Origin of the sequence: Streptacidiphilus cavernicola (assembly GCF_042510955.1) — a bacterium.
Classification (GTDB): Bacteria; Actinomycetota; Actinomycetes; order Streptomycetales; family Streptomycetaceae; genus Streptacidiphilus; species Streptacidiphilus cavernicola.
Genome location: NZ_JBHFAB010000013.1, coordinates 80,674 through 95,159 on the forward strand (window position 1 = coordinate 80,674; position 14,486 = coordinate 95,159).

At 71.3% G+C, this 14,486-nt stretch carries 19 protein-coding genes; 10 read left to right on the forward strand and 9 right to left on the reverse strand.

Annotated features, from left to right (window positions below):
* Nucleotides 1-148: 148 nt before the first annotated feature.
* From ACEZDE_RS18685 to ACEZDE_RS18695, 3 genes are read right to left on the reverse strand one after another with little or no spacing between them, the layout of a single operon-like run.
* Complete coding sequence (locus ACEZDE_RS18685; protein ID WP_380537436.1) at nucleotides 149-937, reverse strand: DUF3710 domain-containing protein; 789 nt, start codon at nucleotides 935-937, stop codon at nucleotides 149-151.
* Between the two features lie 2 nt (nucleotides 938-939).
* Nucleotides 940-1,452 (reverse strand): dUTP diphosphatase, encoded by a 513-nt coding sequence (gene dut, locus ACEZDE_RS18690; RefSeq protein WP_380537437.1) that lies wholly within the window; start codon nucleotides 1,450-1,452, stop codon nucleotides 940-942.
* A 2-nt stretch (nucleotides 1,453-1,454) separates the two neighbouring features.
* Complete coding sequence (locus ACEZDE_RS18695; protein WP_380537438.1) at nucleotides 1,455-2,045, reverse strand: PaaI family thioesterase; 591 nt, start codon at nucleotides 2,043-2,045, stop codon at nucleotides 1,455-1,457.
* 106 nt (nucleotides 2,046-2,151) lie between these two features.
* Between ACEZDE_RS18695 and ACEZDE_RS18700 the strand changes: the two genes are divergently transcribed.
* Entirely contained in the window at nucleotides 2,152-2,607 is a 456-nt protein-coding gene (locus ACEZDE_RS18700; RefSeq protein ID WP_380537439.1) for a DUF3093 domain-containing protein, read from the forward strand.
* A gap of 24 nt (nucleotides 2,608-2,631) precedes the next feature.
* Here the strand turns inward: ACEZDE_RS18700 and ACEZDE_RS18705 are convergent, their stop codons facing one another.
* The 3 genes from ACEZDE_RS18705 to ACEZDE_RS18715 all read right to left on the reverse strand — a co-directional run bounded on the left by ACEZDE_RS18705 (nucleotide 2,632) and on the right by ACEZDE_RS18715 (nucleotide 5,351).
* Entirely contained in the window at nucleotides 2,632-3,594 is a 963-nt protein-coding gene (locus ACEZDE_RS18705) for a hypothetical protein (protein WP_380537440.1), read from the reverse strand.
* A gap of 25 nt (nucleotides 3,595-3,619) precedes the next feature.
* Nucleotides 3,620-3,919: a DUF4193 domain-containing protein gene (locus ACEZDE_RS18710; RefSeq protein WP_030258984.1), complete on the reverse strand. Its 300-nt coding sequence runs from the start codon at nucleotides 3,917-3,919 to the stop codon at nucleotides 3,620-3,622.
* A gap of 457 nt (nucleotides 3,920-4,376) precedes the next feature.
* The gene (locus tag ACEZDE_RS18715; protein WP_380537441.1) at nucleotides 4,377-5,351 is read right to left on the reverse strand and encodes an acyl-ACP desaturase; all 975 of its coding nucleotides are present in this window, start codon (nucleotides 5,349-5,351) and stop codon (nucleotides 4,377-4,379) included.
* A gap of 358 nt (nucleotides 5,352-5,709) precedes the next feature.
* Between ACEZDE_RS18715 and ACEZDE_RS18720 the strand changes: the two genes are divergently transcribed.
* The 8 genes from ACEZDE_RS18720 to ACEZDE_RS18755 all read left to right on the forward strand — a co-directional run bounded on the left by ACEZDE_RS18720 (nucleotide 5,710) and on the right by ACEZDE_RS18755 (nucleotide 12,289).
* Nucleotides 5,710-6,765 (forward strand): tyrosine-type recombinase/integrase, encoded by a 1,056-nt coding sequence (locus ACEZDE_RS18720; protein ID WP_380537442.1) that lies wholly within the window; start codon nucleotides 5,710-5,712, stop codon nucleotides 6,763-6,765.
* 4 nt (nucleotides 6,766-6,769) lie between these two features.
* Nucleotides 6,770-7,345, forward strand: a complete 576-nt coding sequence (locus tag ACEZDE_RS18725) for a hypothetical protein (RefSeq protein ID WP_380537443.1) — start codon at nucleotides 6,770-6,772, stop codon at nucleotides 7,343-7,345.
* Nucleotides 7,346-7,657: 312 nt separating this feature from the next.
* Nucleotides 7,658-10,528, forward strand: coding sequence for a hypothetical protein (locus ACEZDE_RS18730; protein WP_380537444.1), 2,871 nt, complete (start codon nucleotides 7,658-7,660; stop codon nucleotides 10,526-10,528).
* The gene (locus ACEZDE_RS18735; protein ID WP_380537445.1) at nucleotides 10,521-11,042 is read left to right on the forward strand and encodes a hypothetical protein; all 522 of its coding nucleotides are present in this window, start codon (nucleotides 10,521-10,523) and stop codon (nucleotides 11,040-11,042) included. The genes ACEZDE_RS18730 and ACEZDE_RS18735 overlap by 8 nt, the downstream gene beginning before the upstream one ends.
* A complete protein-coding gene (locus tag ACEZDE_RS18740; protein ID WP_380537446.1) occupies nucleotides 11,039-11,434 on the forward strand; it encodes a hypothetical protein in 396 nt (131 codons plus the stop codon). Before ACEZDE_RS18735 ends, ACEZDE_RS18740 begins: the two co-directional genes overlap by 4 nt.
* Nucleotides 11,431-11,721, forward strand: coding sequence for a hypothetical protein (locus tag ACEZDE_RS18745; protein ID WP_380537447.1), 291 nt, complete (start codon nucleotides 11,431-11,433; stop codon nucleotides 11,719-11,721). Before ACEZDE_RS18740 ends, ACEZDE_RS18745 begins: the two co-directional genes overlap by 4 nt.
* 56 nt (nucleotides 11,722-11,777) lie before the next feature.
* Complete coding sequence (locus ACEZDE_RS18750; protein WP_380537448.1) at nucleotides 11,778-11,969, forward strand: hypothetical protein; 192 nt, start codon at nucleotides 11,778-11,780, stop codon at nucleotides 11,967-11,969.
* A gap of 2 nt (nucleotides 11,970-11,971) precedes the next feature.
* A complete protein-coding gene (locus tag ACEZDE_RS18755; RefSeq protein ID WP_380537449.1) occupies nucleotides 11,972-12,289 on the forward strand; it encodes a hypothetical protein in 318 nt (105 codons plus the stop codon).
* Between the two features lie 68 nt (nucleotides 12,290-12,357).
* Here the strand turns inward: ACEZDE_RS18755 and ACEZDE_RS18760 are convergent, their stop codons facing one another.
* Nucleotides 12,358-12,600, reverse strand: a complete 243-nt coding sequence (locus ACEZDE_RS18760) for a DUF3263 domain-containing protein (RefSeq protein ID WP_380537450.1) — start codon at nucleotides 12,598-12,600, stop codon at nucleotides 12,358-12,360.
* Between the two features lie 185 nt (nucleotides 12,601-12,785).
* On the opposite strand from ACEZDE_RS18760, the gene ACEZDE_RS18765 reads away from it, so the two are divergent.
* Nucleotides 12,786-13,607 (forward strand): hypothetical protein, encoded by an 822-nt coding sequence (locus ACEZDE_RS18765; protein ID WP_380537451.1) that lies wholly within the window; start codon nucleotides 12,786-12,788, stop codon nucleotides 13,605-13,607.
* 48 nt (nucleotides 13,608-13,655) lie between these two features.
* On the opposite strand, the gene ACEZDE_RS18770 is transcribed toward ACEZDE_RS18765, so the two are convergent.
* Both ACEZDE_RS18770 and ACEZDE_RS18775 read right to left on the reverse strand, forming a co-directional pair.
* Nucleotides 13,656-14,117 carry a hypothetical protein gene (locus ACEZDE_RS18770; RefSeq protein WP_380537452.1) on the reverse strand — a complete coding sequence of 154 codons (462 nt, stop codon included), beginning with the start codon at nucleotides 14,115-14,117 and terminating at the stop codon, nucleotides 13,656-13,658.
* Complete coding sequence (locus ACEZDE_RS18775) at nucleotides 14,118-14,330, reverse strand: hypothetical protein (RefSeq protein WP_380537453.1); 213 nt, start codon at nucleotides 14,328-14,330, stop codon at nucleotides 14,118-14,120.
* Nucleotides 14,331-14,486 lie beyond the last annotated feature (156 nt).

Sequence of the window (14,486 nt, forward strand, 5' to 3'; positions counted from 1 at the left end):
GACCAGAAACGATCTGCCACAGCATGGGGGGCCGACGCCCGGGAGTTCAAGGGTTCCCGGAAAGGTGGCAGGCGACCTTCCGGTTGCCCCGCGGACAAAAGCGGCAGGCCCCCGCGAACGGGGGCCTGCCGTGGTCCAGCGGGGTGGTTCAGCGGACCTCGGTGATCTCCGGGCCGCGCTCGAACGGGTTCATCGGGTCGCCGCTGAAGCGGTTCTCCGGGGCGGCCGGCTGCTGCTGCGGCATGCCGTCCGCGACCATCTGCGCGTCCTCGGGGAGCTTCAGCACGATCGGGTCGCGCGGCGCCATCGGGGTCTCCCCGCGGACCACCACGGTCTCCCGGAACACCTGCTCCAGGATCCCGGCCGACTCCGGCTGCACCGCGGCCTGGCCGGAGATCACGCCGCGCAGGAACCAGCGCGGCCCGTCGCAGCCGACGAAGTGCACCACCTGCACGCCGCGGGTGCCGTCCGGCAGCGCCACCGGGACCTGGGCGCGCAGGCCCCAGCCCAGCGGGCCCTCCTCCTCGTCCACGGTGCCGCCCTGCTGGGTGATCCCCGAGGCGATCTCCTCGCGGACCTCGCCCCAGATGCCCTCCGACTTGGGGGCCGCGAAGGCCTGCAGCTGGATGGCGCTGTTACCGAGCACCAGGGTCGCCGCGACGATGGAGTCGCCGGCCACCTCGACCCTCAGCTCCATGCCCTCGACACCGGGCACCAGCAGGCCGCCCAGATCCACTCGGCCCTCCGCTGCGTCCTCCACCTCGGTGGAGTCCCAGGGGCCGTCCGGACGCGGCGCGGGCGGAAGCCCCACCCGCTCGTCCTCGGCGTCGTCCTCCTCCACGGAGTCCACACCTGCGATGTCCTCGCTGTCCTCGAAGGCCTCGTCGCCCTCGATCTGCTCGACAGCGTCCTCGCTCTTGGCGCGACGACGGAACACGGTCACTGTCCTTCCCGGTCGGGTACCGAAGAGATTTCCTGCCCGGCCGCCGGAATGCTAACCGCGGCATGGCCGCCCGTCGACCCGAAGCCACCGATGGCACGCGCCGACCCCGGAAGTTCCGCCACCTCGTGGAAACGGACCTTCTCGACCCGCTGGACGACCAGCTGGGCGATCCGGTCCCCGCGGTGGAAGACCACCCGCTCGCGCGGGTCGAGGTTGACGACGATCACCTTGATCTCACCACGGTACCCGGCATCCACCGTTCCCGGGGCATTCACCAGGGCCAGACCGCAGCGGGCGGCGAGTCCGGAGCGCGGGTGGACGAACGCCGCGTAGCCGTCGGGCAACGCGATGGCGACCCCGGTCGGCAGGACCGCCCGTTCCCCGGGCGCGAGTTCGGCGTCCACGGTGGTGCGCAGATCGGCCCCGGCGTCACCGGGGTGGGCGTAGGAGGGGGCGGGCAGCTCCGGGTCCAGGCGGCGGAGCAGCACGTCCACAGGGTGCTGGGTCATGGCTAGGGGTTCACCTCGAAGGCGCGGGCGCGCTTGAAGACGTCGGGGTTCTCCAGGGCCGCCTTGATGTCCTCGGGACGGCCGTGGGTGGTGAAGTGGTCCAGTCGCACCTGGACGAAGAGGGCGCGGGCGGCTATCGCCAGCGGCCCTTCGGGGCCCTCCACCCTCCCCTCTCCGGTGCAGTAGATCTTCCGTCCGGCGACCGCCTCGACCCAGGTCCTGATGAACAGGGTGGCGCCGACCGGCACCGGGCGGACGAAGTCCGTCTCCAGCCGGGCGGTCACCGAGGCGGTGTGCAGCAGCCAGTTCAGCGTTCCCAGCGCGTCGTCCAGCGCGGCGACCAGCACTCCGCCGTGGGCCAGGCCGGGACCGCCCTGGTGCGCCGCGCCCACCGTGAACTCCGCGCTCACGTCGACCCCGGTCCCGGCCGTGGCGGCCAGGTGCAGCCCGTGCGGCTGCTGCGGGCCGCAGCCGAAGCAGTGCTCGTAGTGCGGGTCGATCAGCGTCCCCGGGGCCGGGGCCTCGGGGTGCCGGACCGGGGCGACCGCGTCCGGCGGCGGGGTCAGCGAGGGGCGGGAGGTGTGCGTCGTCACGGACCGGACATTACAGAACTTCCCCGGGGAGGCCGAACCCGCGGCCGGTGACGCCCAGCGGCCACCCCTGTGCGGAACTCCCAGGAAGCACGCCCACAATGGAGGCATGTACGACGAACGCCTCACGGCTCCGCTCACCTGGTGGCTGTTCCCCGCGGGCAGCGGGGTGTCCTTCGGGCTCATCTTCTACCTGTTCGGGACGGTCCCCGGGCTGCTCGCCCTGGTGGCCGGCGCCGCCGTCGCGGCCGTCCTGCTCAGCTCCTACGGCGCGGTCCGGATCCGGGTGGTGCAGGGCCTGCTGGTGGCCGGCGACGCCCGGATCCCGGTGGAGGCGCTGGGCGCGGCGGAGGAACTGGACCGCGCCGAGGCCTTCCTCTGGCGCACCCGCAAGGCGGACGCGCGCGCGTTCATGCTGCTGCGCTCCTACATCCCCACCGCGCTGCGGGTCGAGGTGACCGACCCGGACGACCCGACGCCGTACCTGTACCTGTCCACCCGCACCCCCGGCGCCCTCGCCGCGGCGCTGGAGACGGCCCGCCAGGACGCCCTCCGGGCGGGCTGACCGGACGGCTCGCCGGATCGGCGCCTACTGGCCGAGGGCCTCGCCGGGCTTCGCGTCGGCGCCGGACCCGGCACCCGCGCGCCGTCCGAGCCTCGCCCTGCCCTTGCCGCCGTTCCTGCCCGCGGCCGGCAGGCCCGTCCCGGCGGCGGCGTCGGCCCAGTAGCCGGGCACACCCGGCGGACGCGCGCGCAGGTCGCGGCGGATCTCCTGGGCCAGCTTCGCGGTGTCCCTGCGGTTGACCACCGCCCCGGCCACCGCGCCCACCATCATCGGCGTCAGCGACGGCAGCTTGCGCAGCCCGCTGCGGGTCAGCCGCTTGCGCAGCTGCTGCCGCAGCTCCTTGCCCGCACCCAGGGCCACCACCGTGCCGGGACGGGTCAGGTCCAGGCCGCGGCGCGAGGACCAGACCGACAGATAGGCGCTGGCCCGCTGGCTCGCGCTGCCGGGGACCGGCTGGCCGTAGACCTCGTACAGCTCGGCGATCATCTTGATCTCGATCGCCGCCACCGCGAGCAGCTCACCGGCGATCTCCACCGTCATCGCGGGCGGGACCGGGAGCATGGCCGCGGCGCCGACGCCCGCGCCCACCGAGGCGGACGCCTTGATCGCGCCCGACGTGAGGCTGTCCGCGAGGTCCTCGGCGGACCTGGCGGAGGGGTGCTGGGCGCGGAGCGTGCGCAGGTCGCGGACCGGGATCCGCGGGACCGCCTCGGTGAGCCGGTCCACCAGCCGCAGGGCGCCGTCCTTGGTGCTGCTCCCCAGCAGTGAGGCGCCCTTGGTCCATCCGGTGCCCAGACTGCCCTTGAGCGCACCTGCGAGCGAGGCCATCCTGCGGCCCCGCTCGCCCTGCGGGACGGATTCCGCCGGAGCGGATCCGTCCCAGACCTCCAGTTCGGCGGCGATGCGGGCCAGTTCGTCCGCGGTGTCGTCGACCGACCGGTCGTCGCTGTTCGACTCTTCGTTGTCTCGCTGTCGGAACGGCCTCATAAGGACCTCCCTACCCCGAAACGCGTCAGGCCGCGCAGTCCCGGCAGATCGGGTTGCCGTTCTTCTCACTCGCCAGCTGGCTCCGGTGGTGCACCAGGAAGCAGCTCATGCAGGTGAACTCGTCGGCCTGGCGGGGCAGCACCCGGACGGAGAGCTCCTCGTTGCTGAGGTCCGCTCCGGGCAGTTCGAGACCTTCGGCCGCTTCGAACTCGTCGACGTCGACCGAGCTGGTCGACTTCTCGTTCCTCCGGGCCTTCAGTTCCTCGATGCTGTCCTCGTTGAGGTCGTCATCGGTCTTGCGTGGGGTGTCGTAGTCAGTAGCCATGTCGCGGGCCCCCTTCGGGTGTCTGCGGGTATCTCCAGCGCAGGTAACGCGCGGGAAGCCGGACTTGTGCCCGACCCGAGGGCGAGATTTTGCCTTACTTCAAGCCCTGTTACTCAATCGACACCCGTACCGACCCCCAAAGAGGTGATCGCGGGTACGTTCGGGCGCCTCGGACGGGTGAGCCGTGCTGCGGTTCCGCTGACCACTTACCGTGATCATGACCATTGGAAACCCCCCGGGTCGCCCCGATCCCGCCCAGTCGCGCCAAGGAAAATGCATGGCAGGACCGGGTGCGGGCAGCCTCGAACACCCGTCGCGCTGCGTCACCGGGGCACGGTCGGTGACACAGCGCGATCGGCTGGAAATGATCGCCGAACGGCTAGAATTGTGACGTTAGTCACAGTTCTGAAAAGTCCTGACTTACTCATACATAACCGGGAACCCCGGGCGGTCCGGGTCAGCGGTTCGCCTGGGCCGCGGCCCGGCGGGCCAGCAGCGCGGCCCTGCGCTCGTCGAAGCGGGTGGCCTGGGCGTCCAGGCCGGACAGGTACATCCCCAGCTCCTGCTGGGCCCGCAGGCCCTCCGGGCCCAGCCCGGAGACGTCCATGACCTTGAGGTTGCGCAGCACCGGCTGCAGCACGTCGTCGTGGTGGATCCGCAGGTTGTAGATCCCGCCGATGGCCATCTGCGCGGCGGCCCGCTCGAAGCCCGGCATCCCGTGGCCCGGCATCCGGAAGCCGGTGACCACGTCCGCCACCGCGCGCATGGCCTGGTCCGGGGCAATCTCCAGGGCGGCCTTCAGCAGGTTCCGGTAGAAGACCATGTGCAGGTTCTCGTCGGTGGCGATCCGGGCCAGCATCCGGTCGCAGACCGGGTCGCCGGAGTTGTGCCCGGTGTTGCGGTGCGAGATCCGGGTGGCCAGCTCCTGGAAGGCGACATAGGCGACCGAGTGCAGCATCGAGTGGCTGTTGTCGGACTCGAAGCCCTCGGCCATGTGCGTCATCCGGGCCCGCTCCAGCGCCACCGGGTCGACCGCGCGGGTGGTGAGCAGGTAGTCCCGCATCACGATGGCGTGCCGGCCCTCCTCGGCGGTCCACTGGTGCACCCAGGTGCCCCAGGCGCCGTCGCGGCCGAACATGCTGGCGATCTCGTGGTGGTAGCTGGGGAGGTTGTCCTCGGTGAGCAGGTTCACCACCAGCGAGATCCGGCCGATGTCGGTGACCGGGGACTGGTCCACGGCCCAGGCCTCGCCGCCCATGATCCCGTCGAAGTCACGGCCCTGGCTCCACGGCACGTACTCGTGCGGCATCCACTCCTTGGCGACGCCGAGGTGGCGGTTGAGCTCGCGCTCGACCACCTCCTCCAGCGCGTGGAGGAGCTGTGCGTCGCTCCACGTGGCGGAGCCGGCGGGACGGGAGGGGGCGATGGTCACGGCATCCAACTCTCGGTACGAGCATTCACCTACGCCTCCGTAGGTTACGCCACCGTATGTTTTTCGCGACTCGAACACCAGACTGCACGTGAGACGGGGCGCACGGGTCTCCGAGTACGCCCCCTTGGGTGCGTATGTTGCGCAAGCCGGTCGCAGCGACACAAGCACTGTGCCGCGGACTGGGGACAAGATCAACGAGTCTTTCCCCGCGCCGGCTGCGGCTTGATCAGCCGGATTTTCAAGCATGGACGACGTAAGTGGAACTGCGTTGCCCTTTTCCGGTTCTGTGCACACGAAATGACCATGAGATCCGCTGTTCAACCCATTTGGCGGATCACACCGGTGTAGACCAATCGTCATGAAAACGCCGATTCCGGACGAACCGGAACTCAACCGCTGGGCGGCCGACATGCTCGCCGCACTCACCCCCGACGCGACGGTCAAGACCCGCGTCGGAGCCGTCCGGGCCATCACCCGCCGGGCGAAGCTCGCCTCGCCTCACGACATCACCGAGGACGACATCACCCGCTACTACCGCGAACGGCGCGTCGGCAGCACCACGCGCCGGGTCTACCTCAACGCGATCAAGGCGTACGCCGCGTGGGCGAAGATCCCCAACCCGGGGGCCAACATCAAGGTCGGTCGGCCCCCCAAGCGCCGCCCCAACCCGATCAGGGACGAGCGCTTGCACGCCCTGCTGGCGGCTGCCAGCCCGGAGCAGCGGGCCCAGATCCTGCTGGGTTCCCACCAGGGTTTCCGTGCGATGGAAACCGCCAAGGTCGCCGGCGAGGACGTGTGGACCGACGGGGCCGAGCCGCAGCTGCGGGTCATCGGCAAGAACGGTTCCGACGAGGTCCTGCCGCTGCACCCGCTGGTCTGGCAGGCGCTGCGGCCCTTCGTGGAGCGGGCGGGCGACGGCCCGCTGTGGCCGCACATGGTGGGCGGCGAGTCGGTGTCGCTGATGTACCGCAGGCTCACCCGGCTCCTGGGGTACCGCAACGAGCGCTACCACAAGCTGCGGCACTTCTACGGCACAAAGATCCAGATCCACGGCGGGGACATCAGGTTGACCCAGGTCCTGATGCGGCACGACAGCTCCAGCTCGACCGAGGGCTACGTCGAGGTGGCCGAGGGGCGCCGGAAGAAGGCCGTGGAGAGCCTGCCGGACGTCTCGGCGGCGTTCGGCCCGGTAGGAACCCCTGAGGCCGACCAGACCCCGCCGCACGCCCCTGCGGGGCCGTCCTCGCCCTCCGACGGGCCCCTGCCGCCCGTTCTGCCGCCGTCGCCGCCCGCGCCCGCGGTCGCGCCTCCGCCGCCGCCTCAGGCCCCGTTCCTGCCGCCGAGCCCCGGCCCGCTGTTCCTGCCGCCGGTGTTCCCGCCGACCGGCACCTTCCCCACCGATCCGAAGGAGTGAGCACATGAATTCCGCCTCCACCCGCGTCCCCGGGCCCACGCCCGCCGCGCCGGTCTCCGAGGAAGTCCTCGCCATCCTGCTGAACCGGGCCGACGCCACCGACCTCGCCGTGTGGCGCGTGGGCGCCTGGGCGGGCCTGCGCGGCGCGGAGACCATCTCGCTCGCGGCCGGCTCGGTGATCGCCGAGTGCGACGAGGACGGCCTGCCCGCCCTGGCCGGCCTGGACGCCTACGGGCGGCCGTGGCGCATCCCCGTGGACCAGGCCACCTACAGCTGCCTGCGTCCGATCCAAGCGGCTGCCGACGGCGGCCTGCTGTGGCCCGGCCTGACGCCCAGGTCCCTGAGCATCCGCCTGCGGCGCGCTACCGAGCGCCTGGGCCTTCCCCGGATGAAGTACGCCGACCTGCGGTTCCGGTACGCGAAGTGCGTCCTGGAGGCCAGCGGCAGCCTGGTCGTCACCAACCGGCTGCTGCGGCGCAGCGCCTACCTCGGCGTCGTGGCCGAGGTGCCGTGGGACGAGCTGCGCAGCACGGTCAACCGCCTGCCGAAGCTCGGTCGGCGCTCCCAGGGCCAGGCGTGAGCCCCGGCCTGTTCTCAGCAGGCCGGGACTCACACCTGTAGTCATCCTGCCCCCGCTCCCGGTTGCTCCGGGAGCGGGGGATCACCCGAAGGAGTGATCCCTTAGGGATCACCCCGGCGAATCTCCCCCAGCGAAAGCGCGGCCCGTCCCTGCGGGCGGGCCGCGCCCTACCCGTCGCGCAGAACGCCCGGCCCCGCAGCTGACACACAGGTCGCGCGGGCACAGACCCTCTGGAGCATCAGTGAACTCCCCGTTCTCCTTGGAACTGTCAACTCGCCTTCCCAGCAACCTTTGTGCAGCAGAGGCCCAGCTGTGAGCGGGGCCAAGCTGACCGCCGATGACCTCCTGGCCGCCATCCTCGACGTGGAACAGGCAGAGCCCGGCGCCGCCCGGCAGGCCGCCGCGAAGGCCCTGACGGCGGCGACCACCGCTCTGGCCGGCACCGAGCAGGCCGCCGAGGTCGGAACAGACCTGTTGAGGCAGGCCAGCCGTCACCTTGAGCTCGCAGGGCAGACCCTGGACGCCACCCGCCTCGAAGCCTTCCTGCCGACCTACCACTCGGCGGTGCGCAGCATGGTGCTGAGCGCGGTCAACGCACCTCCCACCGTGTGGCCGCAGATGCTGAAGGAGCTTCGCCACCCCAGTCACGAGGCGGAGATGACGCACTTCCTGTCGGGCCTGTCCCTGCTGTGCCACCAGCTGAACCGCGACTACCCGCTGATCGGTTGGCGGTTCCTCACCGACGAGGAGATCTCCGACATCCGGGAGCAGCCCGAGCCCGCCGCGGAAGCCACCTGTGACTTCTGCGGGCGTACGCAGGCGGTGGCCTGGTGGCGTGTGCGGCCCTTTGCGATCACCGGGGTTCCGATGGTCGGCGACTGGGCTCAGGGCACGATCTTCTACGCCTGCCGGGACTGCCTGGCCATAGTGCAGGCCCGCGACGAGGACGGCCTGCTGCGCAGAACGGGCCTCGACGGCCCCGAGTCTCCCCTGAACCGGGCTCTCCTGGCCGGCTTCTGGGCGGGCCCCCTGTCCGGTCCCAACCCGCTCGGCGCAGTGCCGGCCTGGTGGGACGAGGCCATGGCCCTCGGCGACGTCATGACGCTGCTCGACGGAGCCGGGCGCTTTCATCAAGCGGCGAAGATCCACGGGCCGGGTAGCGAGGAGGCGACGGCCGCCGACACGGCGCTGCGCCGCGACGCCTGGTTGGTGCTGGAGGCCCGTCGCGGTCCGCTGGTGCTGCGGGAACTGCTGGCCGCGATCAGCATCTCGCGCGCGAACCTCCCCGCGGCAGCGGACCCGGCCGCACAGATCATCTTCACTCTCGCCGACAGCCTGTCGGCTCAGCAACCGGACGCGGTACTGGAGCACTTGGCGCTGCGCGACGCACAGAACAGCCAGGACACCGCCGATGCGATGGTCGGCTGCGCCTACCTGCTGACCGGACCCGCCCCGACCGCACCGAAGCCGCAGGCCGATCCGAACGAGTTCAGCGACGAGGACCTGAACGTGCTGCGCGGAGCGATGACCGCGGACGGCGGCATCCAGCTCACCGACGAGCTCCAGCGGATGCTCGGCATCCGGATCGGCGGCCCGACCCGTTCCAAGGAAGCCGAGGTGGTCGTCATCACGCAGGAGACCCGCGACGACGTCGACCTGATGCTGAACCTCGCCGCAGGAGCACTGCACGGACGCGACCGGTCGAACGAGCGGCTGCTGTCGTACAGCGCGGAGGTCGTGACCCGGGAGAACGCCGAACCGGTCGCGGTGATGCTGCTCAGCCAGGCCGGCGAGTACCTGGTGGAGGCCGAACGGCTCACCCGCAAGCGTCACATCGCCTCCGAGCTGCTGCCCGACGCCTCCGCCCAGACCCTGGCGCTGCTGGAGTATGCCCGCGACGGCGCCACCCGGGACCTGCAGATCACCGTCGAGGGCGTCGTGGCCTCCTGCCCGCCGCCGGGCGCCGCGGAGTTCCTGTTCGCGACGGCCTTGGTCACGGTGCAGCTGGAGGCGCACACCGCGCGGCTGCGCGAGGACCTGGAGAACGGCCAGGGCTGGCGGGTCCAGGACCCGATGCGGCTGCGCCAGTGGCGCACCCGGCTGATGGAGGCGCTGCGCGGCGAGGAGTTGCTGGCACACACCGCCTACGCGCTGGAGCAGGACCTGGGCACGCTCGTGCCGTTCGGGCTCAGCAGCAGGGACGCGGCCCGGATCCTGCACGAGCAGGAGGCGACGCGCCTGTCCAGGGCGCGGCTGATCCATGCCGATGCCGACCTGTGCTCCTCCGCGATGCGCCGGGCTCTGCGCGGTCGCCGCAACCCCGTCGAGCGCCGCCGCATCCCCTGCCAGAGCGGACTGGTGGTGCTGGACACCCCGATCCCCCGGGCGGGCACCGCACCGATCGTGGCCATGTCGTGGGCACCCTGGCGCATCGACTTCAACCCCACCGCCGTGGCTCCGGTGCCTATGCGGCTGCCGGACGGCTCCGTCATCACGGAGCCCTGCTGGCAGCTGCGCCACCCCGTCGACCCGCAGGACGGCACCCTGCTGCACCGGTCGACCTCCAGTGACGCCTGGTACTGGGTGACGCTGTGGGTCGACGGCCGGCTGGCACCGGTGGACCGATTGCCGCTGTCGTGGGAGACCGAGTCGCTGATCCGGATCGGGCACCAGTTCCCTCCGGACATCGCAGAGCACAGCTCCGACCTGGCGATGCGCTTCCTGGTGGCCTGCTGGGACCTGGCCACCCAGCAGGTCATCGGCCCCCGGATCACCGAGGTTCGTCAGGTGCGGCAGAAGCCCGGCCATACCAAGGCCGACCGGCGCCGCGGTGTCGAGGACGACGGAACACTCCACCTGTGGACCCTCAAGGGCCGCCAGGTCATCCCCGCCCAGCCGGGCAACGACGAAGGAGTCGGCGGGGGCGGACCGGGCACCGGCGGGAAGTGGACGGTCCGGGTGGACTACGACGACTTCGACCGCGACCAGTGCTTCAACCCGCGTCTCCACAAGGAACTGGGCGGCATGTACGACCCGGTGAAGAACCCGACCGGACGGTGCATCCACGACGAGGTCACCGTTCGAGGCCACATCCGGGGCCCGGCCGGGGCACCGATGTCCACCCGCAACGACCGCACCGTGTACCAGCTCAAGGACCCCGAGGGCGGATCCAGCCGTGGATGACACCGACCCGCGGCTGGGCCGCATCGCCCAGACCGCCGACCTGATGATGCACTGCCACAACACCCGCCGGTACACCGAGGTCCAGCGCCTGGCCGTACGGACCGGCGAGGAGCTGGGCGCCCTGGGCGTCATGGGCCTCGCCGTCTGCTTCTGCGGCCTGCTGTGGGACCACACCCCGGACGACATGCGCTCGGCCGACGCCGCCCGGGTGCCGATGATCGGCGGTCTGTTCGCCTTCGACGGGGACGACGACTCGGCCTTGGAGGAAGCCCGTCGCCTGTGGCGCAAAGCCGGCAGGGCCGACCCGGGAACGCGCGAGGAGGCCCGGCAACTGGCCGCGCTCCACGCCAAGGCCCGCCGACTGGCACAGGACCTGGTCACCAACCACCACTCCCCCCACCAGGCGCTGGCCATGCTCGAACGCGTCGACGACGACCTGTCCCTGAGCATCCTCGCGGTCGCCCACCTGGTGACCGTCTGCGGCGGCTACGTCCCCAGGGACCGGGCCCTGTGATCAAAGCCAAGGTCTTCACCGAGCAGGGCCTGCCGATACTGCTGATCGGCCTGACCGCCGCGAACATCGCGAGCCTGCACGCCGGCAACGCGCTCACCATCGACACCTCCCGCTTCGGGCTGCCGCACATCGACCTCCTGATCACCGGCCAGGGCCACGGACAGGTCGCCGCCGTACGCGAGCCCAGCGACCCGGTACCGCTGGTCATGGTCAACCTCCACCCCGACCAGACACCGGAGATGATCACCGAACACAGCGCGGTGCGCCTGGACCTGGACCACCTGTCCGTGGGCCCGATACGGCTGCTGGTCTTCGCCGCCGAGGACGAACACGCCCTGACCTCGCTCCTGGGCCCCTTCCTTGGCCCCCAGCCGACGGGCGAGCGGCGATGACCCGGCCGGCCGCACTTCCGGCCTGGATATACCGCTGCGAATCGTGCCTGGCCTACGCCAACGTCCCCGTCCAGGAACTGTCCGACCTGATCGGGCTGCGCCTGGCCGGCTGGGTCACCGACCACCTGCTGGCCGATCATCCCGAGGCGCTGCCGCCCTACCGGACCGACTGCGCCTACTGCTCGTCCTGGCAGCGTGCCGAGGCGGCTGGCGAGAGCGGCGTCACCGAACCGGCGATGCGCCACCGGGCCTCCCACATCCTGTCCGACATCCTCACGGAGCACTGATGACCAGACGCAGAACAGCAGCAAGGTGCGAGCGGTGCCGGGTGCTGCGTACGGCCTTGGACGCTGTCCTGGACCTTCGCCCCCACCTGGACTACGACGCGTGGGCGGAGGTGACGGGGCAGGTCAGCCGCGCCCGAGCCTCGCACCTGCGCGAGTCCCACCCGGGGCGGGCGGCCCTGATCGGGCTGCCCGCCCCGGGCCCGCTGCTGCGCTCGGTGGGCCTTCCGCGCGACGGATCGGGGAACTGACGGTGTCTCATCTCCCCTACCGGTGCGCCCTGTGCGCTGCTCCGCCCAGCTGGCACCCGATGGACCTGCGGCACCGCTACTGCTCCATCTGCGGCAGTTGGCCGTGGATTCAGCGGATGTGCTCGGCAGTGGCCGACGAGCACGTGTGCGACCTTCTCTTCCCGCACGGCGGGCTGCACCTCTGCCTGCGGCCGGTCGAGGAGCTGACGCTGCCGACGCGCGGCGCGGGCGGCCAGTGCAGCAGGGTGGCGGTGTTCTCGGCGGTGTGCGTGAGCTTCGCCGACCGTCCCACGGCGCTGACCGCGGACAGCGGGGGCTGACACCGCCCCAGCGCGGCGGCCAGCTACTGCCTGGGGGCGCCGGCCGGGCCCGGCGTTGCCCGCCCGTCTCAGCGGCGGGCGCGGGCCGCGTCCGCGCGGGCTTCTATGATCCGGAACGCTCCTGGCGAGATCTCGCGTGCCTGCGGCACCCCGGCCAGGTTCCGGGCGATCTGCCAGAACCTGGCCGGGGTGATGCCCAGGCGGTCGCGGACCAGTTGGTCTCGCGCGATCCGGCTGCGGGTGTTCAGGACGGGCTGGAGCAGTTCGGCGACGGCCCTGTGCTGGTCGCTGAGCGTCTCGGGAGCGGTCACCTACCCATGGTGCCAGGAGGGTCCGTCGCCGGGCTTCTGCTGCTGGCCCGGCCCCTGGCCGGGGGGTACCGGTGGGAGCGAACGTACGGGCAACGGTTCCGCGTTCGACATCCGTGTCCCCCATGGTGACGGTTGTGCAGGAAGGTGGCGGAGTTGCCCTCCGGCCGCGGCTAGGGTCGTTGGTCGTGGCGAAGAAGACCAAGAGGACCGGGGGCCAGCGCCGTTCCGGCAACCCCGGGCACCGGGCAGCGGCCGAGCTCGCCCAGGCCGTCCAGGAGATGCAGGGAACTCCGTTCGGCGACCTGCTCGGTCATCTCCTGACTGGCGGTGCCGTCCCCCCGCAGCGCCCTGCCCCAGCCCCGGACCGGGTCGAGATCCAGGCGGACGACCCCGAGAACACCATCTGGATCGTCGGCAATCCCCGGCTCGAGCCGGACCTGACCGTCGAGCCCACGTGCGGCTTCCAATGGGCCGACCAGAGCGCCGTCGTGTCCACGGCCACGGTGCGCCAGATGGCCACTGACCTGCTGGCCTGCGCCTCCTGGGCCGACATGACCGGCCTGCTGCGACACCGCCTGCAGCTCGACCCCGAGATGGCGAACGCCGTCCTGCTCGACATGATCCGGTCCAGTGGCCACACCCGCGACCACTTCGGCGACCCCGGGGTGATGACCTTCTCTCCCGGAGCCGTACGCCAGCGGCCCGAGGGGCTGGTCCTGATCACCGGCCTGGGCCGCAACACCGCGATCAGCCCCGACGGTGCACGGCAGATGGCTGCCTCCTGGCTGGAGACGGCGATGTCGGTGACCACCGACGAGGCAACCTCCTTCGCCCTGCGGGAGCTGGTCCAGCTGGACACTCCGGCCATCGAGGGCGTCATGCAGTACCAGCGCCTCCTGCACTCCATGAAGGTTCCCGGCCAGGACCGGATGCACCGCGACGAACTGGTCCGTCTCAAGTCCATCCTGGCGGACATGCCCGAGGACCCGACCGAACCTCAGGAGTGAGCGCCGGCACAGTCGTAGCGGGGGCCGCCGAAGATCCCAGCCAGTACTTCAGGGCGTCCCCGGGTCGGCGGCCTCCATGGCGGCCAGCAGCACGGGGTCGGGCGGGACGGCGAACAGGATGAAGCCGCCGTCGTCCGGCGGCAGGGTCCACCCGGCGCCGAGCAGTGCCTGGCGACACTTCGCGAGCCCCTTGCTGGCCTTGGCGTGGTCGCGCCGGCGGGCCTTGGTGAAGACGGAGTTGGGCCTGCGGTTCAGGTAGGCGTTCTGCATGGCTCGGCCGACCTCGGGGCTGGCGATGCGGAAGATCGGGTAGCTGAGCATGATCCGAGCGGTCAGGGGGTGCATGCCTGGGCTGCCGATCTCGGGGCGGGGTGGTTGCAGCGCAAGCTCGAAGCCCATCTTCACCATGCCGTCGGCGCCGATCCTGGCCGGCTTGCACCCGGCGGCCAGCAGGACTGCGCGGGCCCGCTCGTTGAGCGCTTCGTTGAAGGCGAGCTGGTCGGCGTCCATCTACTCGACGTACTCGCCGTTCTCGTCCGGGTAGCTGACGCCCAGGGAGAGCTGGTACTGCCAGTCGTCGAAGGTGACGCCGGGGACATTCATCCAGCCGGTCATCTTGACACGGGCCTCGGGCTCGCTCTCGCACCACCGGGCGGCCTTGCGCAGCGCCGCGGCGGCGGTGGTGCCGGTGAAGTCGACGACTGCGCACGGACGGAACGACACGTCGGCTCCTCCCTCCTCCCCGTTCTCTTCGTCCTGGTCGTCCTCTTTCATATCGCGAACGGCCTCGGCTGTGCGCGTCAGGTCGCGCTCCAGGTCCCGGGCCATGCCGGGCGGAACGGCCAGCGCTACGGGGCGGAGCAGGTCGGTGGACGCCTG